This is a genomic window from Amycolatopsis sp. A133, assembly GCF_031082405.1.
Lineage (GTDB): Bacteria > Actinomycetota > Actinomycetes > Mycobacteriales > Pseudonocardiaceae > Amycolatopsis.
The window spans coordinates 61,368-79,429 of the sequence record NZ_JAVHJU010000040.1 but is presented as its reverse complement, the minus strand read 5'-3'; the positions used below and the strand labels follow the sequence as shown (position 1 = coordinate 79,429).

General features: G+C 71.6%; 18 protein-coding genes. 11 read left to right on the top strand and 7 right to left on the bottom strand.

The features are described 5' to 3' along the window. The first annotated feature begins 196 nt into the window (after nucleotides 1-196). From Q5425_RS25975 to Q5425_RS25945, 7 genes are all read left to right on the top strand, one after another. Nucleotides 197-1,693 carry a cellulase family glycosylhydrolase gene (locus Q5425_RS25975; RefSeq protein ID WP_308674920.1) on the top strand — a complete coding sequence of 499 codons (1,497 nt, stop codon included), beginning with the start codon at nucleotides 197-199 and terminating at the stop codon, nucleotides 1,691-1,693. Then, a complete protein-coding gene (locus tag Q5425_RS25970; RefSeq protein ID WP_308674919.1) occupies nucleotides 1,693-2,748 on the top strand; it encodes a cellulose binding domain-containing protein in 1,056 nt (351 codons plus the stop codon). The genes Q5425_RS25975 and Q5425_RS25970 overlap by 1 nt, the downstream gene beginning before the upstream one ends. Before the next feature lie 100 nt (nucleotides 2,749-2,848). Then, entirely contained in the window at nucleotides 2,849-3,658 is an 810-nt protein-coding gene (locus Q5425_RS25965; RefSeq protein ID WP_308674918.1) for a serine hydrolase, read from the top strand. A 192-nt stretch (nucleotides 3,659-3,850) separates the two neighbouring features. Next, nucleotides 3,851-5,002, top strand: a complete 1,152-nt coding sequence (locus Q5425_RS25960; RefSeq protein ID WP_308674917.1) for a Cys-Gln thioester bond-forming surface protein — start codon at nucleotides 3,851-3,853, stop codon at nucleotides 5,000-5,002. Between the two features lie 195 nt (nucleotides 5,003-5,197). Then, a complete protein-coding gene (locus tag Q5425_RS25955; protein WP_308674945.1) occupies nucleotides 5,198-6,025 on the top strand; it encodes an AraC family transcriptional regulator in 828 nt (275 codons plus the stop codon). 78 nt (nucleotides 6,026-6,103) lie between these two features. Next, the gene (locus Q5425_RS25950; protein WP_308674916.1) at nucleotides 6,104-6,943 is read left to right on the top strand and encodes a carbohydrate-binding protein; all 840 of its coding nucleotides are present in this window, start codon (nucleotides 6,104-6,106) and stop codon (nucleotides 6,941-6,943) included. Nucleotides 6,944-7,076: 133 nt separating this feature from the next. After that, nucleotides 7,077-7,823, top strand: a complete 747-nt coding sequence (locus Q5425_RS25945) for an alpha/beta fold hydrolase (RefSeq protein ID WP_308674915.1) — start codon at nucleotides 7,077-7,079, stop codon at nucleotides 7,821-7,823. 49 nt (nucleotides 7,824-7,872) lie between these two features. Here Q5425_RS25945 and Q5425_RS25940 read toward each other — a convergent pair whose 3' ends face one another. After that, nucleotides 7,873-8,889, bottom strand: coding sequence for a glycoside hydrolase family 19 protein (locus Q5425_RS25940; protein WP_308674944.1), 1,017 nt, complete (start codon nucleotides 8,887-8,889; stop codon nucleotides 7,873-7,875). Nucleotides 8,890-9,396: 507 nt separating this feature from the next. Further along, complete coding sequence (locus Q5425_RS25935) at nucleotides 9,397-9,645, bottom strand: hypothetical protein (protein ID WP_308674914.1); 249 nt, start codon at nucleotides 9,643-9,645, stop codon at nucleotides 9,397-9,399. A gap of 313 nt (nucleotides 9,646-9,958) precedes the next feature. On the opposite strand from Q5425_RS25935, the gene Q5425_RS25930 reads away from it, so the two are divergent. Continuing rightward, entirely contained in the window at nucleotides 9,959-10,135 is a 177-nt protein-coding gene (locus Q5425_RS25930) for a zf-HC2 domain-containing protein (protein ID WP_308674913.1), read from the top strand. Between the two features lie 151 nt (nucleotides 10,136-10,286). On the opposite strand, the gene Q5425_RS25925 is transcribed toward Q5425_RS25930, so the two are convergent. After that, nucleotides 10,287-11,234, bottom strand: a complete 948-nt coding sequence (locus Q5425_RS25925; RefSeq protein ID WP_308674912.1) for an AsnC family transcriptional regulator — start codon at nucleotides 11,232-11,234, stop codon at nucleotides 10,287-10,289. A gap of 110 nt (nucleotides 11,235-11,344) precedes the next feature. Here Q5425_RS25925 and Q5425_RS25920 point away from each other — a divergent pair, with 110 nt between their 5' ends. Continuing rightward, the gene (locus tag Q5425_RS25920) at nucleotides 11,345-12,688 is read left to right on the top strand and encodes an MFS transporter (protein WP_308674911.1); all 1,344 of its coding nucleotides are present in this window, start codon (nucleotides 11,345-11,347) and stop codon (nucleotides 12,686-12,688) included. Here Q5425_RS25920 and Q5425_RS25915 read toward each other — a convergent pair. From Q5425_RS25915 to Q5425_RS25900, 4 genes are all read right to left on the bottom strand, one after another. Next, nucleotides 12,666-13,073, bottom strand: coding sequence for a hypothetical protein (locus tag Q5425_RS25915; RefSeq protein ID WP_308674910.1), 408 nt, complete (start codon nucleotides 13,071-13,073; stop codon nucleotides 12,666-12,668). The genes Q5425_RS25920 and Q5425_RS25915 overlap by 23 nt on opposite strands. A gap of 43 nt (nucleotides 13,074-13,116) precedes the next feature. Beyond that, nucleotides 13,117-13,986 (bottom strand): oxidoreductase, encoded by an 870-nt coding sequence (locus Q5425_RS25910; RefSeq protein ID WP_308674909.1) that lies wholly within the window; start codon nucleotides 13,984-13,986, stop codon nucleotides 13,117-13,119. Between the two features lie 251 nt (nucleotides 13,987-14,237). Next, entirely contained in the window at nucleotides 14,238-14,831 is a 594-nt protein-coding gene (locus Q5425_RS25905) for a serine hydrolase domain-containing protein (RefSeq protein ID WP_308674908.1), read from the bottom strand. Nucleotides 14,832-14,888: 57 nt separating this feature from the next. Then, nucleotides 14,889-16,034, bottom strand: a complete 1,146-nt coding sequence (locus Q5425_RS25900; RefSeq protein WP_308674943.1) for a glycoside hydrolase family 3 N-terminal domain-containing protein — start codon at nucleotides 16,032-16,034, stop codon at nucleotides 14,889-14,891. A gap of 183 nt (nucleotides 16,035-16,217) precedes the next feature. Between Q5425_RS25900 and Q5425_RS25895 the strand changes: the two genes are divergently transcribed. Next, nucleotides 16,218-16,796, top strand: a complete 579-nt coding sequence (locus Q5425_RS25895) for a LuxR C-terminal-related transcriptional regulator (RefSeq protein WP_308674907.1) — start codon at nucleotides 16,218-16,220, stop codon at nucleotides 16,794-16,796. Between the two features lie 9 nt (nucleotides 16,797-16,805). Next, a complete protein-coding gene (locus tag Q5425_RS25890) occupies nucleotides 16,806-18,062 on the top strand; it encodes an extracellular solute-binding protein (RefSeq protein ID WP_308674906.1) in 1,257 nt (418 codons plus the stop codon).

The following is an 18,062-nucleotide window of genomic DNA, read 5'->3' as shown; positions in this document are numbered from 1 at the left end:
CAACCCCCTGCGGTCGTTGGTGGAACGCGCCGGACGCTGTTCGCCTGAATCGGCCGCTTTGTCGACGGCGGAGATTGACAACGCGGAGCCGGGAAGCGACGGTGTGCACGGGTGTCTGGGAACGCTCCCAGACGCTTCCGCCGTCAGTGTGCACAAGGGAGTGCCGATGTGGGGAAGTGCGCGAAAACGTCCTGCCGTGCTTGCGGTGGCGGGGCTCGCGGTCGCCGCCGGGGTCGTCACGTCGACGACGGCGGTGTCGTCCGCGCGTGAGACGAGCGCCGCGTTCGCCTGCAAGGTCACCTACTCGGCCAACGACTGGGGAAGCGGTTTCAGCGTCGCGCTGGGGATCACCAACGTCGGCTCGTCGGCGGCCGACGGCTGGACGCTGACCTACTCCTACGCCGGGAACCAGACCCTCCAGCAGGGCTGGATGGGGACCTGGACGCAGGCCGGCAAGCAGGTCACCGTGACCAACGCGAGCTGGAACGGCACCATCCCGGCCGGCGGCTCCGTCAGCACCGGCGCGAACTTCTCCTACAGCGGCACCAACACCACGCCGGCCGCCTTCGCGGTCAACGGCGCCACCTGCACCGGAACCCCGCCGACCACGGCGACGACGCCGATCACAAAACCGACGACGCCGACCACGACCACGTCGGCACCGCCGCCGCCCGGCCCGGCGCCCGCGCTGCACGTCTCGGGCAACCAGCTGCTCACCGCCGACGGGAAGACCTACCGGCTGCTCGGCGTCAACCGGTCCAGCGGGGAGTTCGCCTGCGTGCAGGGCAAGGGCATGTGGGACAGCGGCCCGGTCGACCAGGCTTCGGTCGACGCGATGAAGGCCTGGAACATCCACGCGGTGCGGATCCCGCTGAACGAGGACTGCTGGCTCGGCCTGTCCGGCTCGCCCAGCGGCGCCCCCTACCAGCAGGCCGTCAAGGACTACGCGAAGCTGCTGGAGGCCAACGGGATCAACCCGATCCTGGACCTGCACTGGACGCACGGCCAGTACACCGGCACCAGTTCGGCCTGCACCGACGTCAACGCGACCTGCCAGAAGCCGATGCCGGACCGGCAGTACACGCCGGCGTTCTGGACCCAGGTGGCCACCGCGTTCAAGGGTGACAACGCCGTGGTGTTCGACTTGTTCAACGAGCCCTACCCGGACGCGGCCGCCAACTGGTCCGACGCGGCCGCGGCGTGGCGGTGCCTGCGTGACGGCGGCACCTGCACCGGGATCGGCTACGTGGTCGCGGGGATGCAGGAACTCGTCGACGCCGTCCGCGCGACCGGTGCGCAGAATGTGCTGATGACCGGCGGCCTGACCTGGACCAACGATCTCACGCAGTGGCTGGCCTACCGCCCTGCAGACCCGGCGGGCAACCTGATGGCTTCCTGGCACTCCTACAACTTCAACGCCTGCATCACGGTGGCCTGCTGGGACAGCCAGATCGGGCCGGTCGCGGCGCAGGTTCCGGTGCAGGCCGGGGAAATCGGCCAGAACAGCTGTGCGCACGACTACATCGACCAGGTGCTGGCCTGGCTGGACGCGCACCACCTCGGGTACACCGCCTGGACGTGGAACCCGTGGGGCTGCAGCGGCGGCAACGTGCTGATCGAGGACTACACCGGCACGCCGACCAAGACCTACGGCGAGGGCTTCCGGGCCCACCTCTTGACGGTCGACCCGTGATGCCGAAGCGGGTGTACGCGCTGATCGCGGTCGTCGTCGCCGTGCTCGGGCTCACGCTGGCCCAGCCGGCGGTCTCGGCGGCCGCGCCGGTGCGGATCATGCCGCTGGGCGACTCGATCACGGCCGGTCCCGGCTGTTGGCGGGCGCTGCTGTGGGACCGCCTGCAGCGCTCGGGGTACACGAACATCGACTTCGTGGGCTCGCAGCCCGGCGGCGGGTGCTCGGTGCCCTTCGACGGCGACCACGAGGGGCACGGCGGCTACGCGGCGACCGGGATCGCGGACCAGAACCAGCTGCCGCCGTGGCTGGCCGCGGCCCGGCCCGACGTCGTGCTGATGCACCTGGGCACCAACGACCTGTGGGGCGGCACGATCGGCACCGACGCGATCCTCGCCGCGTATTCCAAGCTGGTCGACCAGATGCGGGCGAGCAACCCGGACATGAAGATCCTCGTCGCGCAGATCATCCCGATGGAACCCAGCGGCTGCGCCGGCTGCCCGCAGCGGGTGGTCGCGCTGAACAACGCCATCCCGGGCTGGGCGGCCGCGAAGACGTCCGCGCGGTCGCCGATCACCGTGGTGGACCAGTGGACGGGGTTCTCCGCGGCGGCGGACACCTCCGACGGGGTGCACCCGATCGACTCCGGCTTCCGGAAGATGGCCGACCGGTGGTACCCGGCGGTCGCGGCCGCCCTCGGCACGCCCGTCCCGCCTTCGTCGACCACCCCGGTGACCACCACGCCGTCGCCGGGTGGCTCATGCACCGCGACCTACCGGGTCACCAACCGGTGGACCGGCGGCTTCCAGGGCGAGGTGAGCGTCCGCAACGGCACCTCGGCGCCGACGTCGGCGTGGACGGCGACGTTCGCCTTCACCGGCGGCCAGCGGATCGGCCAGGCGTGGAACGCCACGGTCGGCCAGGACGGGACTTCGGTGACCGCGCGCAACACGAGCTGGAACGGGACGCTGGACGCGGGCGCGTCGGCCACGTTCGGCTTCCTGGCGAGCGGGAGCGGCGAGGGCACCGCCCCGCCCGTCGGCTGCACGGTCGGCTGACCGGGGTGCGGCGAGCGTCCGCCCGGCGCTCGCCGCGGCCCGGCCGTCCGTGCGAGTCTTCGGGGTGGCACACCCGCTCGTTCGCACCCGGGGGACTTTCATGGGCAAGCTCCTGCTCACCGCGCTGCTGGCGGCCCTCGCGCTGGCGCCGGTGCCGGACTCCGGTGCGCACGGACCCTTCGACCGCGACCTGCGGGCGCGGATCGCGCGGGCCCAGGCCTACGCCGACGGCCGGCCCGGCGTGACCGGGATCGTGCTGCGGGACCGGTGGACCGGGGACGTCTACCGCAGCCCCGCCGCCGGCACGCTGATCTGGGCCTGCTCGACGCCGAAGCTGGCCATGGCCGTCGACCTGCTGCTGCGGGAGGACTCCGGCGCGGTCGTGCTGACGGCCGAGGACCGCGACCTGCTGCACCGGATGCTGCACTCCAGCGATGACGCCGCCGCCCACGCGCTGTGGACCCGCTACGGCGGCGAGGCCGAGTTCGCCCGGCGGTTCCCGGAGTACGGGCTGACCGACATGCGGTTCAGTGACCGGCACCCGCACCACTGGGGCTGGATCCTGACCACGGCGGACGACCTGGACCGGCTGATCGGGTACGTGCTGACCCGCTTGCCCGCGCGGCACCGCGACTACCTCGTCGGCGAGCTGCGCACCGTGGACGGCAACCAGCAGTGGGGCGTCTGGGGTGCCGGGGCCGCCGCCCGGCCGGGCAACAAGAACGGCTGGTCCGACGACAACGACGACGGCTCGTGGATCATGAACTCGGTCGGGTTCGCGGGCCCGGACGAGCGGTACACCCTGGCCCTGATGAACAACACCCAGGTCGTTGCCGACGGTGACGCGGTCGGCCGGGAAACCACCACGAGGATCGGCGAAATCCTGTTCGCGGGGTATTTCCCCGCCTGAAAATCGCAGCCCGTTCGGGCGCTTTCCCGGTGAATCCGTGTTTGAGGGGGCACCGTCCGTAGCGGTCGTGAGGTCTGTGTATGCTCCGGTGTCGCTTGACCGGGTGATCACTCACCCGAATCAGTGGCCGCCGTGTCGGAGATGTGATCTCACGCGGCCCAAATGCGTGGTTCGGGCTCGGATAGGAGATTTATGCAGGTCAGGTCAGCTCTCGTGCGTGGCGGGATCGCGGTGCTCGCCGCGGCTGCCGCGGTCATGGTCGGCGCCCCCTCGGCCCTCGCGGACGACGGCGCCGCGCGCGGCCGGGTCATCGAAGAGGCGGGCACGGTCGGCTACCGGATCAACCTCGACGGCGGCGGTGACCCCATCGCCAAGCTGTTCGGGTTCAAGCTGTCGGACGGCAAGTCGCTCAAGCTCTACTGCGTGCAGATCACCGTCGGCATGCGCACCGACGTGGACATGGTCGAGCGGCCGTGGAACAAGTACCCCGCCGCTGACTCGCCCTTCCAGAAGAACAGCGACAAGATCAACTGGGTGCTGCACCACGGCTACCCGGGCATCAAGCTGGACGCGCTCGAGGCCGCCCTCGGCAAGGAGGGCGTCAAGGTCCACGACGGCGTCTCCGAGCGCGAGGCGATCGCCGCGACGCAGGCCGCGGTGTGGCACTTCAGCGACGGGGTGAACCTCAACCTGCAGAAGCCGCTGGCCGAGGACAACCCGGCCGAGGCCAACGCCGACGTCGCCGCGCTCTACAGCTACCTGATCGGTGACCTGAACAAGGGCATCGGCGCGCAGCCGAAGCCGACGCTGAACATCGCGTCGCCGAAGACCGAGGGCCAGGCGGGCACCAAGATCGGCCCGTTCGAGGTCGCCACCTCCGGTGACATCACCTCGCTCACCACCGAGCTGCCCGAGGGTGTCAAGGTCACCGACACCGACGGCAAGGAGCTGAAGACCGCGGACGTCAAGGACGGCAGCAAGCTGTTCGTCGACGTCCCGGCCGGCACCAAGCCGGGCAACGGCTCGTTCTCGCTGAAGGTCACCGGTGAGCTCGACACCGGCCGCCTGTTCGTCGCCGAGAACTACGCGAAGAAGCCGGCGCAGTCGCTGATCGTGGCCGACTCGGAGAAGACCCAGGTGACCGCGAAGGCGGCCGCCAGCTGGACCGAGGCGGGTGCCGCGCCGAGCACCGCGCCGAGCACCACGCCCGGCGGTGCCCCGTCCGGTGGCGGCGAGCTCGCCAACACCGGTGTCGACGCCGCGGTTCCGTTCGCCCTCGGCGGCCTGCTGCTCGGTGGCGGCGCGCTGATGCTGCTGGTGAACCGGCGCCGCAGCCGCGCGTAAGCAGTTCCTCGAAAACGGGGCCGGTCCACAGTGGACCGGCCCCGTTTTTTGTGCCCGGCACCCGACGATCGGATTGCGATCTTCGGGGCACAACCGGTGCGGGCTGCCCGGATTGGTCTAGACTTTTCGGCCATGCGCGGTACGACCGTTCCGCCCGGGACCCCCTGCTCGCCGCCGCGGCCGGGCGAGCTGCCGATGCACCGGCTGGAGGTGCCCGCCCCGCACGCGCCGCCGTTCGCCGTCGGCACGTTCGACACGATCGGGCCGCTGTCGCGGGCGGATTTCCCGCACCGGCACACCTTCCACGAGCTCGTCCACGTCACCGGCGGCACCGGCACGCACGTCGTCGACGCCGCGCGCTGGCCCCTGCGGCCGCCGCACCTCGGCGTCATCGCGCCGGGGCAGGTGCACCAGTGGGCGGACGTGCGGGGCCTCACCGGGCACGTCGTGGTGTTCACCGACGACTTCCTCCTCGACCACCCGGCCGACCGCGAGCTGCTGCGGCGGCTGAGCGAACGGCCGTGGCTGCCCCTGGACGATCACGCCGACGCGCGGGTCACGCGGCTGATCGCCGATCTGGAGGACGAGTACCGCCGCGGCGGCGACGGCACCGAGTCGGTGCTGCGGGCGCTGGTGCACGTCCTGCTCGTGCGGGCGGGACGGCTGCTGGGTACGCCGTCGCCCGCGCCCGCCGGCGCGGTGGCCTCGGAGTTCGTCCGGCTCGCCGGCCGTCCCGGGCCGGGGCTGTGGTCGGTGCGCGCGCACGCCGAACGCCTCGGCGTCACCCCGGGGCACCTCACCGAGGCGGTGAAGGCCGCAACCGGCCGCACCGCCGCGCAGCTGCTGCGCGAGGCCCGCATCCGCGAGGCCCAGCGGTTCCTGCTCCGGACGGACCTGACGGTCCGGCAGGTCGCGAGCCGCGTCGGGTTCGCCGACCCGGCCTACTTCTGCCGGTTCTTCCGCCGGGAAACCGGGCTGAGCCCCGGCGGCTTCCGGCGCGGCGGGGAGAAGCACCACGACTGACCGATCCAGTCCATCGCCGCCCGCCCGGTGCGCTGCCTACGTTCGAGGGGATCCCCGACCTCCCCACGAGGAGCAGGCATGGACGAAGAGAACAAGCTCAGCCGCAAAACGGTGCTGAAGGCCGCGCTCGCCGCGGGTGTCGCCGCGCCGGTCGCGTTGATCGGCGGTCCGGCGCTCGCCCGCGCGAACGTCGCCGGCGGCGCCGCCCCGGAGCTGACCCCGGCGTGCCACGACGACGACGATCCGACGATCGCGCAGACCGAGGGCCCCTACTTCAAGCCGAACTCGCCGGAACGGACCAACCTCGTCACGCCCGGTACGCCGGGGACCCGGCTGACGGTGACCGGGTACGTCTTCGGCCGCGCCTGCCTGCCGGTGAACCGCGCGCTGCTGGACTTCTGGCAGGCGGACGTCAACGGCGCCTACGACAACACCGGCTACACCTTCCGCGGGCACCAGTACACCAACGCCCAGGGCGCGTTCACGCTGTCCACGATCGTGCCGGGGCTCTACCCGGGCCGGACCCGGCACATCCACGTGAAGGTCCAGGCCCCCGGCCGGCCGGTCCTGACCACGCAGCTCTACTTCCCCGGCGAGCCGCGCAACAACACCGACACGATCTTCGACGCGCGGCTGCTGATGACCGTGCGCGACAACGGCTCCGCGAAGGAGGCCGCCTTCGACTTCGTGCTCAACGTGCCGCAGACCCCCACGTCGACGCCGCCGACGTCGACCCCGCCGACCTCCACGCCGCCGACCTCGACACCGCCCGGGGGCACCTCTTGGGCGGTGGGCACCGCGTACGCGGCCGGCGCCCGGGTCACCTACGGCGGCCGGGGTTACGCGTGCCTGCAGGCGCACACCGCCCAGCCGGGCTGGGAGCCGCCCGCCGTCCCGGCGCTGTGGCGGGCGGAATGACCCGCGGGCCGGGTTCCGACTGAGGAGGAGGGAGGAGAACCGGCAGGCCCCGGCCGCATCCCGGGGCCTGCCGGCCCGGCGCTGCGCACCTTAGGGGTCGACGCCCGCCCGGCGGCCTGCCAGATTGGGGGCCATGACTATTTCCCTCGACGCCGCGGAGTGGGTCCGGCGCTTCCACCCGGCGCCGTCCGCCGCGGCGCGGCTCGTGTGCTTCCCGCACGCCGGGGGAGCGGCGAGCTACTTCCACCCCGTTTCGGCGGCGCTGGCGCCCGCGGTGGAGGTGCTGGCCGTGCAGTACCCGGGCCGGCAGGACCGGCACGCCGAGACCCCGGTGGACGACCTGTTCGTGCTCGCCGACCGGCTGGCGGACGTGCTCGCCCCGGAGACCACCGGGCCGGTGGCGTTCTTCGGCCACAGCATGGGCGCCAGCCTGGCCTTCGAGGTCGCGCGGCGGCTCGAAGCGCGGGGTACGCGGCTGCTGTCGTTGTTCGTCTCCGGCCGTCGCGCGCCTTCGGCGGTCCGCGACGAGCGGGTCCACGAAAAGGGCGACGACGAGCTGCTGGCCGAGGTCAAGCGGCTCGGCGGCACCGACACGGCGGTGCTGGACGACCAGGACATCCGGAACATGGTGCTGCCCGCGCTGCGCAGCGACTACAAGGCCGCGGAGCTCTACCGCTACCGCCCCGGCCCGGACGTGAGCTGCCCGATCGTGGCGCTGGTCGGCGACCGCGACCCGAAGGTCACCGAGGCCGAGGCGCGTGACTGGGCCGAGCGCACGTCCGCGGGCTTCGAGCTGAAGACGTACCCGGGTGGTCACTTCTACCTCAACGACCACGCCGCGGCGGTCATCCGGCTGATCGGCGACCGGCTCGCCCGCTGAGCAAGCGGGCGGGGTGCGCCGCGATCCGGCGCACCCCGCCCGCGTCAGTTCAGCAGTAGAGGTTCGCGCCGGGGTCGACGCCGAGGATCGACGTGATCTGGCGGTACTTCGCGACGCGGCTCTCGACCTGGGCGGGGTTGCCGCCGTTGCATTCGATGGAGCCGTTGATGCTGCGGATGGTTTCGCCGAAGCCGCGGCCGTTGACCATGGCGTTGTGCGGGGTCATGGTGCCGGGGCCGCTCTGGGTGTTCCAGTACCAGAGCCCGGTCTTCCACGCGACGGCCGCGTTCTGCTCGACCTGCCAGGGGTTGCCGAGCAGGTCGATGCCGAGTGCGTCGCCGGCGGCTTTGTAGTTGAAGTTCCAGCTCAGCTGGATGGGGCCGCGGCCGTAGTAGGCGGCCTGGCCGGCGGGGCAGCCGTAGGGCTGGCCGTAGTCGCAGTAGTGCGGGTAGTTGGCGGTGTTCTGTTCGACGATGTAGACGAGCCCGCCGGTTTCGTGGTTGACGTTGGCGAGGAACGCGGCGGCTTCCTGCTTCTTCACGGTGTCGCTGCCGCTGTTGGCGAAGCCGGGGTAGGCGGACAGGGCCGCGGTCAGGCCGCTGTAGGTGTAGAAGGAATTGCGGCCCGGGAAGATCTGGTTGAACTGGGCTTCGCTGACGACGAACGCGCCCGGGTTGCCGGGATCGGTGCCGCCACCGCAGCTGTAGGGCTCCCAGTACCAGGTGCTGATGACCGGGTCGTAGCCCGGGTTGGCGTTCTTGGCGCGGTAGTAACCACCGTTGGTGTAGCGCACGATCGCGCCGACGTCGTACCACTGGCCCGCGACCCAGTTCGGATAACTGCAGGTGGTGCCGCCCCCGCCGTCACAGCTGTAGGGCTCCCAGTACCAGGTGCTGATGACCGGGTCGTAACCCGGATTGGCGTTCTTGGCGCGGTAGTAACCACCGTTGGTGTAGCGCACGACCGCACCCACGTCGTACCACTGGCCGGCCACCCAGTTCGGCGCACTGCACGCGGCGGCGGCCGCCTGCGGGGCCTGCCCGGTGACGGCGGGCACACCGAACACGAGCCCGGCTACGGCGGCGACAGCGGACAGGACCGCGACAAGACGTCTTCTCAAGACTCGCTCACTCCTTCGGCCACGACAGAACCCGGGCGCGGCGGGCGCGCCCGGCGTCGGAGGTGTGGGGGGTGCTCATCCGGCCGAGACGAACGTGACAACCGTCACTAGAGCAGATTGGTCTAGTCCAGTCAAGATTTCCGGGGGTCGCGGGCAAGGGTTGTGCGCGAACGTCCCCTCAGTTGAACCGGGGGAATCCTTTCGCCGAGCCGGTTCTTCACCCGGGCGACCAGCATCAGCAGTGTCGAAGCGGTTGCGGCCGCGCCGGTCAGCCCGCCGAAGATCGCCGCGGGCACCGCGCCCGCCGGCACCGCACGATCGCGGCGTCGGGATCGCCCGGTTCGCTTTCCGGGGTGGAAGCCCGGCGAAGCCGCTTTTGGGCGGCGCGTGGAAAACGGGCGCGCCGGTGGGCGGGCGACGCGGCACTGCGGTCCGCGTGGCCCGCCCGGCACGTCACCGCGCTTGCGGGATCCTGATCTGCGCGGCCGGCGCGAGGTTCAGGATGCGCTGCAGCCGGAACCGGCCCAGCCGGTGGAGCATCTCCCCGAGCTCCTCCGGCGCGATGCTCCCTTCGAGGTCGATCCGCGTCGTCCGGACGACGCGGTCGATCTCCGAGGCGGGGAGCCGCCCCGCGAACTCCCCGGCCAGCCACACCCCGACCTCGTCCACGACGTCGTCCGCCCGGTGGCTCCGTACGGTCATCGCTCTCCTCGTTTCGGATCGCCTTCATGCCCAGGTCGAAGCCGGAAAATTCCAGCCCGACGCAGGTCCGACGAGCGAGCGGGGGACCCATGACGCGGAATGGGTGAAGTTGGTCGCACAAAAGCTTTCCGTGTTCGGATGGGTGAAATGCGTGACCACCGCTGTCACTCACATGGGCTGTTCGCCGCCCGAAGTTGTCGGCCGTTCGGGTAGAAAACCGCGGAACTCCGCCCGGGAGGCGTCCGGCTCAGGACCCTGGAGACGTCCGATAGTGCGGGCGTTCCTCGCGGGACGCGGAACGGAGACGCGATCCATGGGCCGGTACGACCGGACCGACCTCGGGGCGTACAGCCTGGGGTTGCTCGACGCCGCCGACACGGCACGGGTGGAACGGCACCTTTCGGCGTGCCCGGACTGCCGCCAGGAGGTCCGGGAGTTCGAGGCCGTCCGCGGCATGCTCGACCACCTGGCCGACGTGAAGTCCACTTAGGACAACCGCCGGTACGGCCCGCACCGTGACCGGCGACCACTTCCCCGACCCGGCCGTCGTCATCGTGGTCCCGGCGGCCTCCGGCGTCTGACCTCGACGAAGCCGGCCTGCCGTGCGCCCAGCTCTCCATCAGGCCGATCGGGGTCCCTCCTCAGCGAGACGCGGCGGCCTTGACGGTGCGCAGGACCGGCGCGGTCTCCAGCGTCCGGATGGCGTCGAGCGCGCCCAGCCGCTGCGTCAGATAGCGGTGCAGCGCGGCCGCGTCCGGGCAGAGCGCCTGGGCGACCAGGTTCGCCGGGCCGGTCGTTGCCGCGACGAGCGCGAGCTCCGGGTGCGTCGCCAGCGTCTTCGCCACCCGGTCGAGGTGGGCCGGGGCGACCGCCATCCAGAGCAGCGCCTGCGTCGTGGCGCCCAGCGGGGCCGGGTCGATCTCCAGGTCGAAGAACACCGTGCCGCCCGCCTGGAGATCGGCCAACCGGCGCGCGACGGTCGCCGCGGACCAGCCGGTCGCCGTCGCCAGCTCGGCGAGGCCCGCGCGGCCGTCCCGCTGCAGCGCGGCCATCAGCGCATCGTCGTCGCTGGTCAGCGGCTTGCCCGGGCCCGGATGCACCGGCGTGAGCGCCGCGATCTGGGCCGCGTCGAGGGCGTTGGCCCGGCCGAGCCACGCGGTCGGGCCGCCGAAGTAGCGGTGCAGCAGCTGGTGCGCCGACACCGCCGTGATGCTCGCCGTGCGCGGGATGTCCCGCAGCAGCAGCGCGTGGTCGCTCGCGGCCGGCGTGTGCACGTTGACGCAGATCTCGGTGCCACCCGACACGAGCTTGATCCACGCGGTGTCGGCGCGGCGGGCGAGCGACCGGGCGAGGTCGTGCGCCGTGTGCGGCGTCGCGGTCAGGCGGACCATCCACTCGGCCTGCCCGGCGCGTTGCGGATCGGGGAGGCCGACGACGCGCAGCGACGCCTCGGCGCGAAGGCGGCGGTAGCGCCGCGCCACCGTCTGCGTCGAGACGCCGAGGACGTCGCCGATCTTGGTGAACGGCGCCCGGCCGTCGATGTGCAGCGCGTGGATCAGCGCGCGGTCGACCGCGTCCAGGGTGGTCATATCCCTCATTGAAGCGCATCCAATGGAAGAAATCCGCTTGTTGATTCACGTAGCTGGAACCACTGGTAGACGGCTCGGCAACGTGGGCGCCGAACGAAAGGAGACACCCCTTGCCGACCACGACGCGTTACCGGCGGCGCTGGGCCGCACTGGCCGTGCTGCTCGTCGCCGAGGCGATGAACCTGCTCGACGCCACGATCGTCCAGGTGGCCGGTCCGGCCGTGCACGCCGACCTGCCCGGCCCGGCCGCCGACATCCCGTGGTTCAGCGCGGCCTACACCCTGCCGTTCGCGGTCTTCCTCATCACCGGCGGCCGGCTCGGCGACATGTTCGGCCGGGCCAAGGTCTTCCGGATCGGCGTGGCGGGCTTCGTGCTCGCGTCGCTGGTCTGCGCGGCCGCTCAGGACGCCGGGCTGCTGATCGGGGCCCGCGCGGTCCAGGGCGCGGCGGCGGCGCTGATCATCCCGCAGACCATCGGCCTCATCCGCGCCCTCTTCGACGGCGACGAACTCGCGAAGGCGCTGGGCAGCATCGGGCCGGTGATGGGCCTGTCCGCGGTCACCGGGCCGCTGCTCGGCGGGCTGCTGACGCAGGCGGTGTCGTGGCGGGCGGTGTTCCTGGTGAACGTCCCGCTGGGGCTCGCGGTGCTCTTCGCCGCTCGGCTGCTGCGGGAGGACCGGGCCGCCACCCGTCCCCGGCTCGACCTCTCCGGCACGCTGCTCGTCGTCGCGGGTGCCGGGCTGCTCGTGTACCCGCTGATCGACCCCGCGGGGACGAACTGGGTGCTGCTCGCGGCCGGGGCCGCGCTGCTGGTGGTGTTCGGCTGCCAGCAGCGCCGCGCGGCCGCGCCGCTGGTCGAGCCGAGCCTGTTCGCCCACCGCGGGTTCCCGGCGGCGCTCGCCGGGTCGCTGCTGTTCTTCGCGGTGATGACGGGGTTGATGCAGGTGGTGCCGATGCAGCTGCAGCTCGGGCTCGGCGCCGACGTCCGCACCGCGGGCCTGACGCTGGTGCCGCTCTCGGCGGGGCTCGCGGTGTCGTCGTACTTCGCCGGCGCCCGGCTGGTGCCGAAGTTCGGCTCGCGCGTGCTGTTCGCCGGGTTGGCCCTGCTGGTCGCGGGGATCGCCGCCCTGTACGCCGGCGGGATCCACGCGTACGCGTGGCCGACGCTGGGCGCGCTGGCGCTGTGCGGGCTCGGGATGGGCACGTTCACGGTGCCGTTCTTCACCGCGGCCCTGCACCGGGTCCGGCCGCACGAGACGGGCTCGGCGGCCGGGCTGCTCAACGCGGTGCAGCAGCTCGGCGGCACCCTCGGCGTCGCCCTCCTCGGCGGGCTTTGCCTCGGCACCGGCTCGGCGACCGCGGCGCTCGGCCTGGGAGCCGGGCTCGCCGTGGCCGCCGCCGTTGCCGTGCTTCCCCTGGCGTTCGACGGCCTCAGTAGTCGTCGCGGCCGGTGAACTGCTGCTCCAGCAGTTCCGCCGCGCCGGCGACCAGCTCGAGGGGGTCGGTGAACTCGTTGATGTCGAGGTTGATCAGCGGCAGCGAGTGGCGCAGCACGACGTGCTCGCCCATCACCGCGAGCCCGCCCACCACGATCGCCTCGCCGATCTCGGTCAGCACCTCGAGGAGGTCGACCTCCTCGTGCCGGGCGAACGGCGTGGCGATCTGGACCCAGTCCTCGCGCTGGTCGAGGATCTCGTGGGCGATCACGACGATCTGGGCCCGCTGCTCGGTGTCGGGATCGTCGCCGAACACGAGGCGGATGCGGATCTCGTCGGGCTCGTCGCGCACCACCCGGTACGACTCCCTGATGTAAGCGACCAGATCGCCCCACTCCGCCACGGTTTCTCCGTTCTCGTGCTGGGTTGCGCGCTCAGCGTAGCGATCAGGCGGCGCCGATCCGGTCGAGATCCGCCAGAACGTCGGCGGGCAGTTCGAGTTCGGCGGCCGCGAGGTTCTCCCGCAGGTGCGCCGGCGACGACGTACCGGGGATCAGCAGCATCGACGGCGACCGCTGCAGCAGCCAGGCGAGCGCGACCTGCATCGGCGTGGCGCCGACCCGGGCGGCGCAGTCGTCGAGCAGCCCCGACTGCAGCGGGCTGAACCCGCCGAGCGGGAAGTACGGCACGAAGGCGATCCCCTCGGCGGCGCACTTGGCGACGAGGTCGTCGTTCTCGCGGTGCGCGAGGTTGTAGTGGTTCTGGACGCAGACGACGGGCGCGATCGCCCGCGCTTCGTCGAGCTGCCCGGCGCTGACGTGGCTGAGGCCGAGGTGCCGGATCAGCCCCTGCTCCCGCAGTTCGGCGAGTACCCCGAAGGGTTCGGCGACCGGCATCGGCACCGGGTAGTCCCCGGCGGCGTTGCTGAGCCGGAGGTTGACGACGTCGAGCGCGTCGACGCCGAGGTTGCGCAGGTTGTCGTGCACGGCTTGAGTGAGGTCCTCGGCCGACAGCGCGGGCGGCCAGCCCCGGTCCTCGCTGCGCCGCGCCCCGACTTTCGTCACGATGACGAGCGATTCGGGGTAGGGGTGCAGGGCTTCCTTGATCAGGGCGTTCACGGTGTGGGGGCCGTAGTAGTCACTGGTGTCGAGGTGGGTGACCCCCCGCTCGACGGCTTCCCGCAGCACGGCGACGGCGGTGTCGTGGTCCCGCGGCGGCCCCCACACGCCGGGACCGGCCAGTTGCATGGTGCCGTAACCCATGCGCGTCACGGGAAGTTCGCCGCCGAGGGTGAAGGTGCCGCCGAGGTTCGCCATGCTGCCGAAGTTTAGGCGCGGTCCGCGCCCCCGTTTTGTCGGTGGTCACCGGTAGCGTGTAAATCGGGGGCTTCTCACCCCTGCTGCACTGGCGTTTCCGTTGTGCCGCAACGGAAACAGCGGTCGAAATTTCTCTGCGCGGTTCACCCGATTCAGTGGTGACCTTCGAACCTGTGTTCGGTAGCGTCGTTGGTGTGACTACGACGATTCCTTCCACGCCACCGAAAACGCAGCCGGACAACGAGGCCGGTTCATGGTCCTTTCATCAGGAGGGCAAGACGAGCCCAGGCCGGCGAAGACCACCGGGCCGGCTCCGGGAAAGACCGGCCGGTCACCACTTCCAGCAGCCGTCCCGCGACGATCATGCCGCCGTGGGAGTAGCTGAGGTGCTCACCGGGCTCGAACAACGTCCCGCAGCTGCTCGCCAGGTCTTCGACGTAGGCCTTCAGGGCGTCGCGGCCCCGGGCGTCGGGGAGGCAGAGGTCCGCGTCGATGCCGTCGGGGTGCGAGATCGGGTGCCGGACGAGGATCCGGTCCGCCGCGCCGGGCGTGCGCAGCGCGAACCCAGGCAGGTATTTCGCGACCGGTGCGTCCAGGTGCCCCCGCTCGACCTCCCGGAGGACCGGCGTGGTGGTCAGGACCTTGCTCACCGAGCCGAAGAGGAACCCGGTGTCTTCGCGCATCGGGGCACCGGTGGCGACGTTCGCGGTGCCGTGGGCGAAGATCATCTGTTCGCCGGCGTGCTGGACGCCGTCGACGAATCCGGGCACGAGGTCGGCCTCGCAGTGGGCGGCGACTCGCTCGCGGAGCCGGGGTTCGAAGATGGGCAGCGCGTTCCCGGTCATGCGAACCATCGTCGAACCCCGCCCCCGGGGCTGGGGCAAGCCGGCCGTACCGGGAATTCAGCAGAGGCCCTTGCTCCGCAGCACCCGCGTCACCGACTCCTGCACCTGCGCCTTCGGCAGCTCCCCGCTCTCCACGGCCTGCTCCAGGCGGTCCAGCACCTGGTCCACCCGGCCCCCGGAAGACCACAGCGCCTCGTCCGCTCCGGCCTGCAGGGCCTTCAACACCGCCTCCGGCAGCGAATACTGCGCGGTGATCGCCTTCATCGCGCCGAGGTCGTCCGTCACCACCGGCCCGGTGAAGGCGAACTCGCCGCGCAGCAGCCGGTACGCGGCCGGCGACAGGGAAGCCGGGACCCCGTCGGTCAGGCCGGGCACGTCGAGGTGGCCGACCATCACCGTGACCGGGCCGTAGTCGGCCAAACCGCGGTACGGCACCAGGTCGACCGCCCGCAGCCGGTCCAGCGAAGGCGTGACCACGGTGCCCTTGTGGGAGTCGCCCGAGCCGTGGCCGTGGCCGGGGAAGTGCTTCAGCACCGGCTGGATGCCCGCGTCGCGGAGGCCCGCTGCGAACGCTTTCGCGTACGTCTTCACCCGGACCGGGTCCGGGCTGAACGACCGGTCGCCGATCACGTCGTCGTCCGGGGCGTCCGTGACGTCGGTGTCCGGGGCGAAGTCCACCGTCACCCCGCGGGCGCGCAGCTGGCGGCCCCGCTCGGCGGCCAGCGCGCGCACCTCGTCCGGGGACTTCGTCGCGGCCATCGTCCGGGCCGACGGCAGATCGCCGTCGAGGTCGTCGATGCGCTGGACGCGGCCGCCTTCCTCGTCGACCGACACGGCCACCGGCACCTTGGCCGCGGCCTGGACCGCGGCCAGGGAACGATCTTTCAACAACGCTGTTGCGTTACCGCCGATGAAGATTCCGCCGACCTGGTGGTCGCGCACCAGGGACACCGTGGCCGCCGGGTTGTCGCCGGAGACCCCCACGACGACCAGCTGCGCGACCTGGCTGCGGACGTCGAGCCCGGTCACCAGCGATGCGCAGTCGCCCGGCCGCGCGAGACGCGATGTGGGCGCGGCAGCAGAAGGAGGAGCCGCCGCGGAAGGGACGGGCCGATCGGATGCCCGGGGCAACGCCAACCCGGACACGGTCCGCGGTTGCAGGCCCACGACCAGCAGACATCCGGCCACGATGCAGAACGCCACCCCGGAGGCGGCAAGACGTCGGTGGTTCATCGGTCCCTTCACTCGTCAGTGTGTCCCCCGACCGTAGTCGACGGCCAAACTTCACGGCGTGAAGAATGGCCTCCGCCGACGTTAGAGAAATCATGAAGGCGGCCTCAGCAGACTGGTGCGAGTCAGGTTCCGGCGTGGGCGGAGGAGGGTTCGATGGACCAGGTGCGAGTGGCGGCGTGGGCGTCCGACCCGATTGCCCTGACCGGGCTGATCAACCACCTGAAGTCCCGTCCGGAGCTGCTGGTCCTGCCGCGTGCCCGCCGGGGCGAAGCGGCCGTGCTGGTGTTCGCCGTCGGCGAGGTCGACCGGGAGGCGGTCGCCGCGCTGCGGGCCGCGGCCGCCGAGTCGCCCGCCGCGATCGTGCTGGTCGCGGGGCGCGTCGACCCGGCGCACGTGAGCCTGCTCGCCGACTGCCACGTCTCCGCTGTGCTGCCGCGGACCGCGCTCGACCGGCTCACCGGGAGTGTGCTCGCCGCGGCGCGGGGCCGCTCGTCGTCGCTGCGCGAGCAGGTCGAAGCCCTCGCCCACGAGGGCAGCGGGGCGGCGCTGACGCCGCGCGAGGTGGATGTGCTTCGCCTGATGGCCGAGGGCTGGGACACTGCCGAGATCGCGGGCAAGCTCTGCTACTCGGAGCGGACCGTGAAGAACGTCATCTACGCCATGACCAACCGGCTCAACCTGCGCAACCGGCCGCACGCGGTCGCGTACGCCGTGCGGGCCGGTGTGATCTGAGGAAGCCTGTTGCGAACGATCGTCCGCCGGATCGCCCTCGCGGTCGCCGCGTTGATCCCGCTCGCCGCCTGCAGTCCGGGTGACGCCGGGGAGAAGACGAAACTCACCATCGCGACCTTCGGCGAGTTCGGCTACGCGCCCCTGATCGCCGAGTACGAGAAGCTGCACCCGGACATCGCGGTGCAGAACCGCGTCACCGACTTCGACACCCACCACAAGGGTCTCGCGACGCAGCTCGCCGCCGGGCGCGGTGCCGCCGACGTCGTCGCGATCGAAGAGCAGTACATGCCGCAGTATCGGAAGGTGAGAGACAAGTTCGCCGACCTGGCCGGTTACGGCGCCCGCGAGCTCGAACGCCAGTGGGTGCCGTGGAAGTGGGCGCAGGGCACCGACGGCGCCTTCGTGCTGGGCCTCGGCACGGACATGGGCAGCCTCGCCCTCTGCTACCGGCGTGACCTGTTCCAGGCCGCGGGCCTGCCGGTGGACCGCGACGAAGTCGCGAAGCTGATCCCCGACTGGAACGCCTACGCCGCCACCGCGGAACGGTTCACCGCCAAGACGCCGGGCGTGAAGTTCGCCGACTCCGCCGGGACCGTCTACACGGCGATGCTCAACCAGTCGCCGGAGAACTACTTCTCCCAGCGCGACGACTCCTTCATCGCCGATCGCAACCCGAGCGTGCGCAGCGCCTTCTTCCTTTCCGGCGGCCTGGCCGCGAAGGGGCAGACGGCGGCGGCGACCACCTTCACCCAGGCGTGGAACGTGGCGATCAAACAGGGTTCCTTCGCCACCGTCGCCTGTCCCGCGTGGATGCTCAGCCAGATCAAGGAAGCCGGCGGGGACGCCAACCGCGGCAAGTGGGACGTCACCACCGTGCCCGGCAGCAGCGGCAACCAGGGCGGTTCGTTCCTCACCGTGCCGAAGCAGGGCGAACACCAGAAGGAGGCGTACGAGCTCGCCCGCTGGCTGACCGCTCCGGAGCAGCAGAAGAAGCTCTTCCTGTCCGACGGCATCCTGCCCAGCGAGCCCGCGGTGTACGAGGATCCCCAGGTCGTCGCGCACACCGATGCGTACTTCGGTGACGCGCCGATCGGGCGGATCTTCGCCTCCTCGGCCGAGCGGCTGCGCCCGAACTACCGCGGCTTGCGCGACGCCGACGTCCGGCCGGAGTTCGGCCGGGCCCTCGGGCGGATCGAGGACCGGACCGAGACGGTCGACCAGGCCTGGACAAAAGCCGTCCAGCTGGCCCTGGCCGCCCTGAAGTAG

Coding starts and splice junctions, on each gene's coding strand:
- Q5425_RS25910 (WP_308674909.1), bottom strand. CDS start 13,986: ATGGCGAACCTCGGCGGCACCTTCACCCTCGGCGGCGAACTTCCCGTG.
- Q5425_RS25925 (WP_308674912.1), bottom strand. CDS start 11,234: ATGACCACCCTGGACGCGGTCGACCGCGCGCTGATCCACGCGCTGCAC.
- Q5425_RS25945 (WP_308674915.1), top strand. CDS start 7,077: ATGACTATTTCCCTCGACGCCGCGGAGTGGGTCCGGCGCTTCCACCCG.
- Q5425_RS25955 (WP_308674945.1), top strand. CDS start 5,198: ATGCACCGGCTGGAGGTGCCCGCCCCGCACGCGCCGCCGTTCGCCGTC.
- Q5425_RS25935 (WP_308674914.1), bottom strand. CDS start 9,645: ATGACCGTACGGAGCCACCGGGCGGACGACGTCGTGGACGAGGTCGGG.
- Q5425_RS25930 (WP_308674913.1), top strand. CDS start 9,959: ATGGGCCGGTACGACCGGACCGACCTCGGGGCGTACAGCCTGGGGTTG.
- Q5425_RS25970 (WP_308674919.1), top strand. CDS start 1,693: ATGCCGAAGCGGGTGTACGCGCTGATCGCGGTCGTCGTCGCCGTGCTC.
- Q5425_RS25960 (WP_308674917.1), top strand. CDS start 3,851: ATGCAGGTCAGGTCAGCTCTCGTGCGTGGCGGGATCGCGGTGCTCGCC.
- Q5425_RS25950 (WP_308674916.1), top strand. CDS start 6,104: ATGGACGAAGAGAACAAGCTCAGCCGCAAAACGGTGCTGAAGGCCGCG.
- Q5425_RS25905 (WP_308674908.1), bottom strand. CDS start 14,831: ATGACCGGGAACGCGCTGCCCATCTTCGAACCCCGGCTCCGCGAGCGA.
- Q5425_RS25895 (WP_308674907.1), top strand. CDS start 16,218: ATGGACCAGGTGCGAGTGGCGGCGTGGGCGTCCGACCCGATTGCCCTG.
- Q5425_RS25965 (WP_308674918.1), top strand. CDS start 2,849: ATGGGCAAGCTCCTGCTCACCGCGCTGCTGGCGGCCCTCGCGCTGGCG.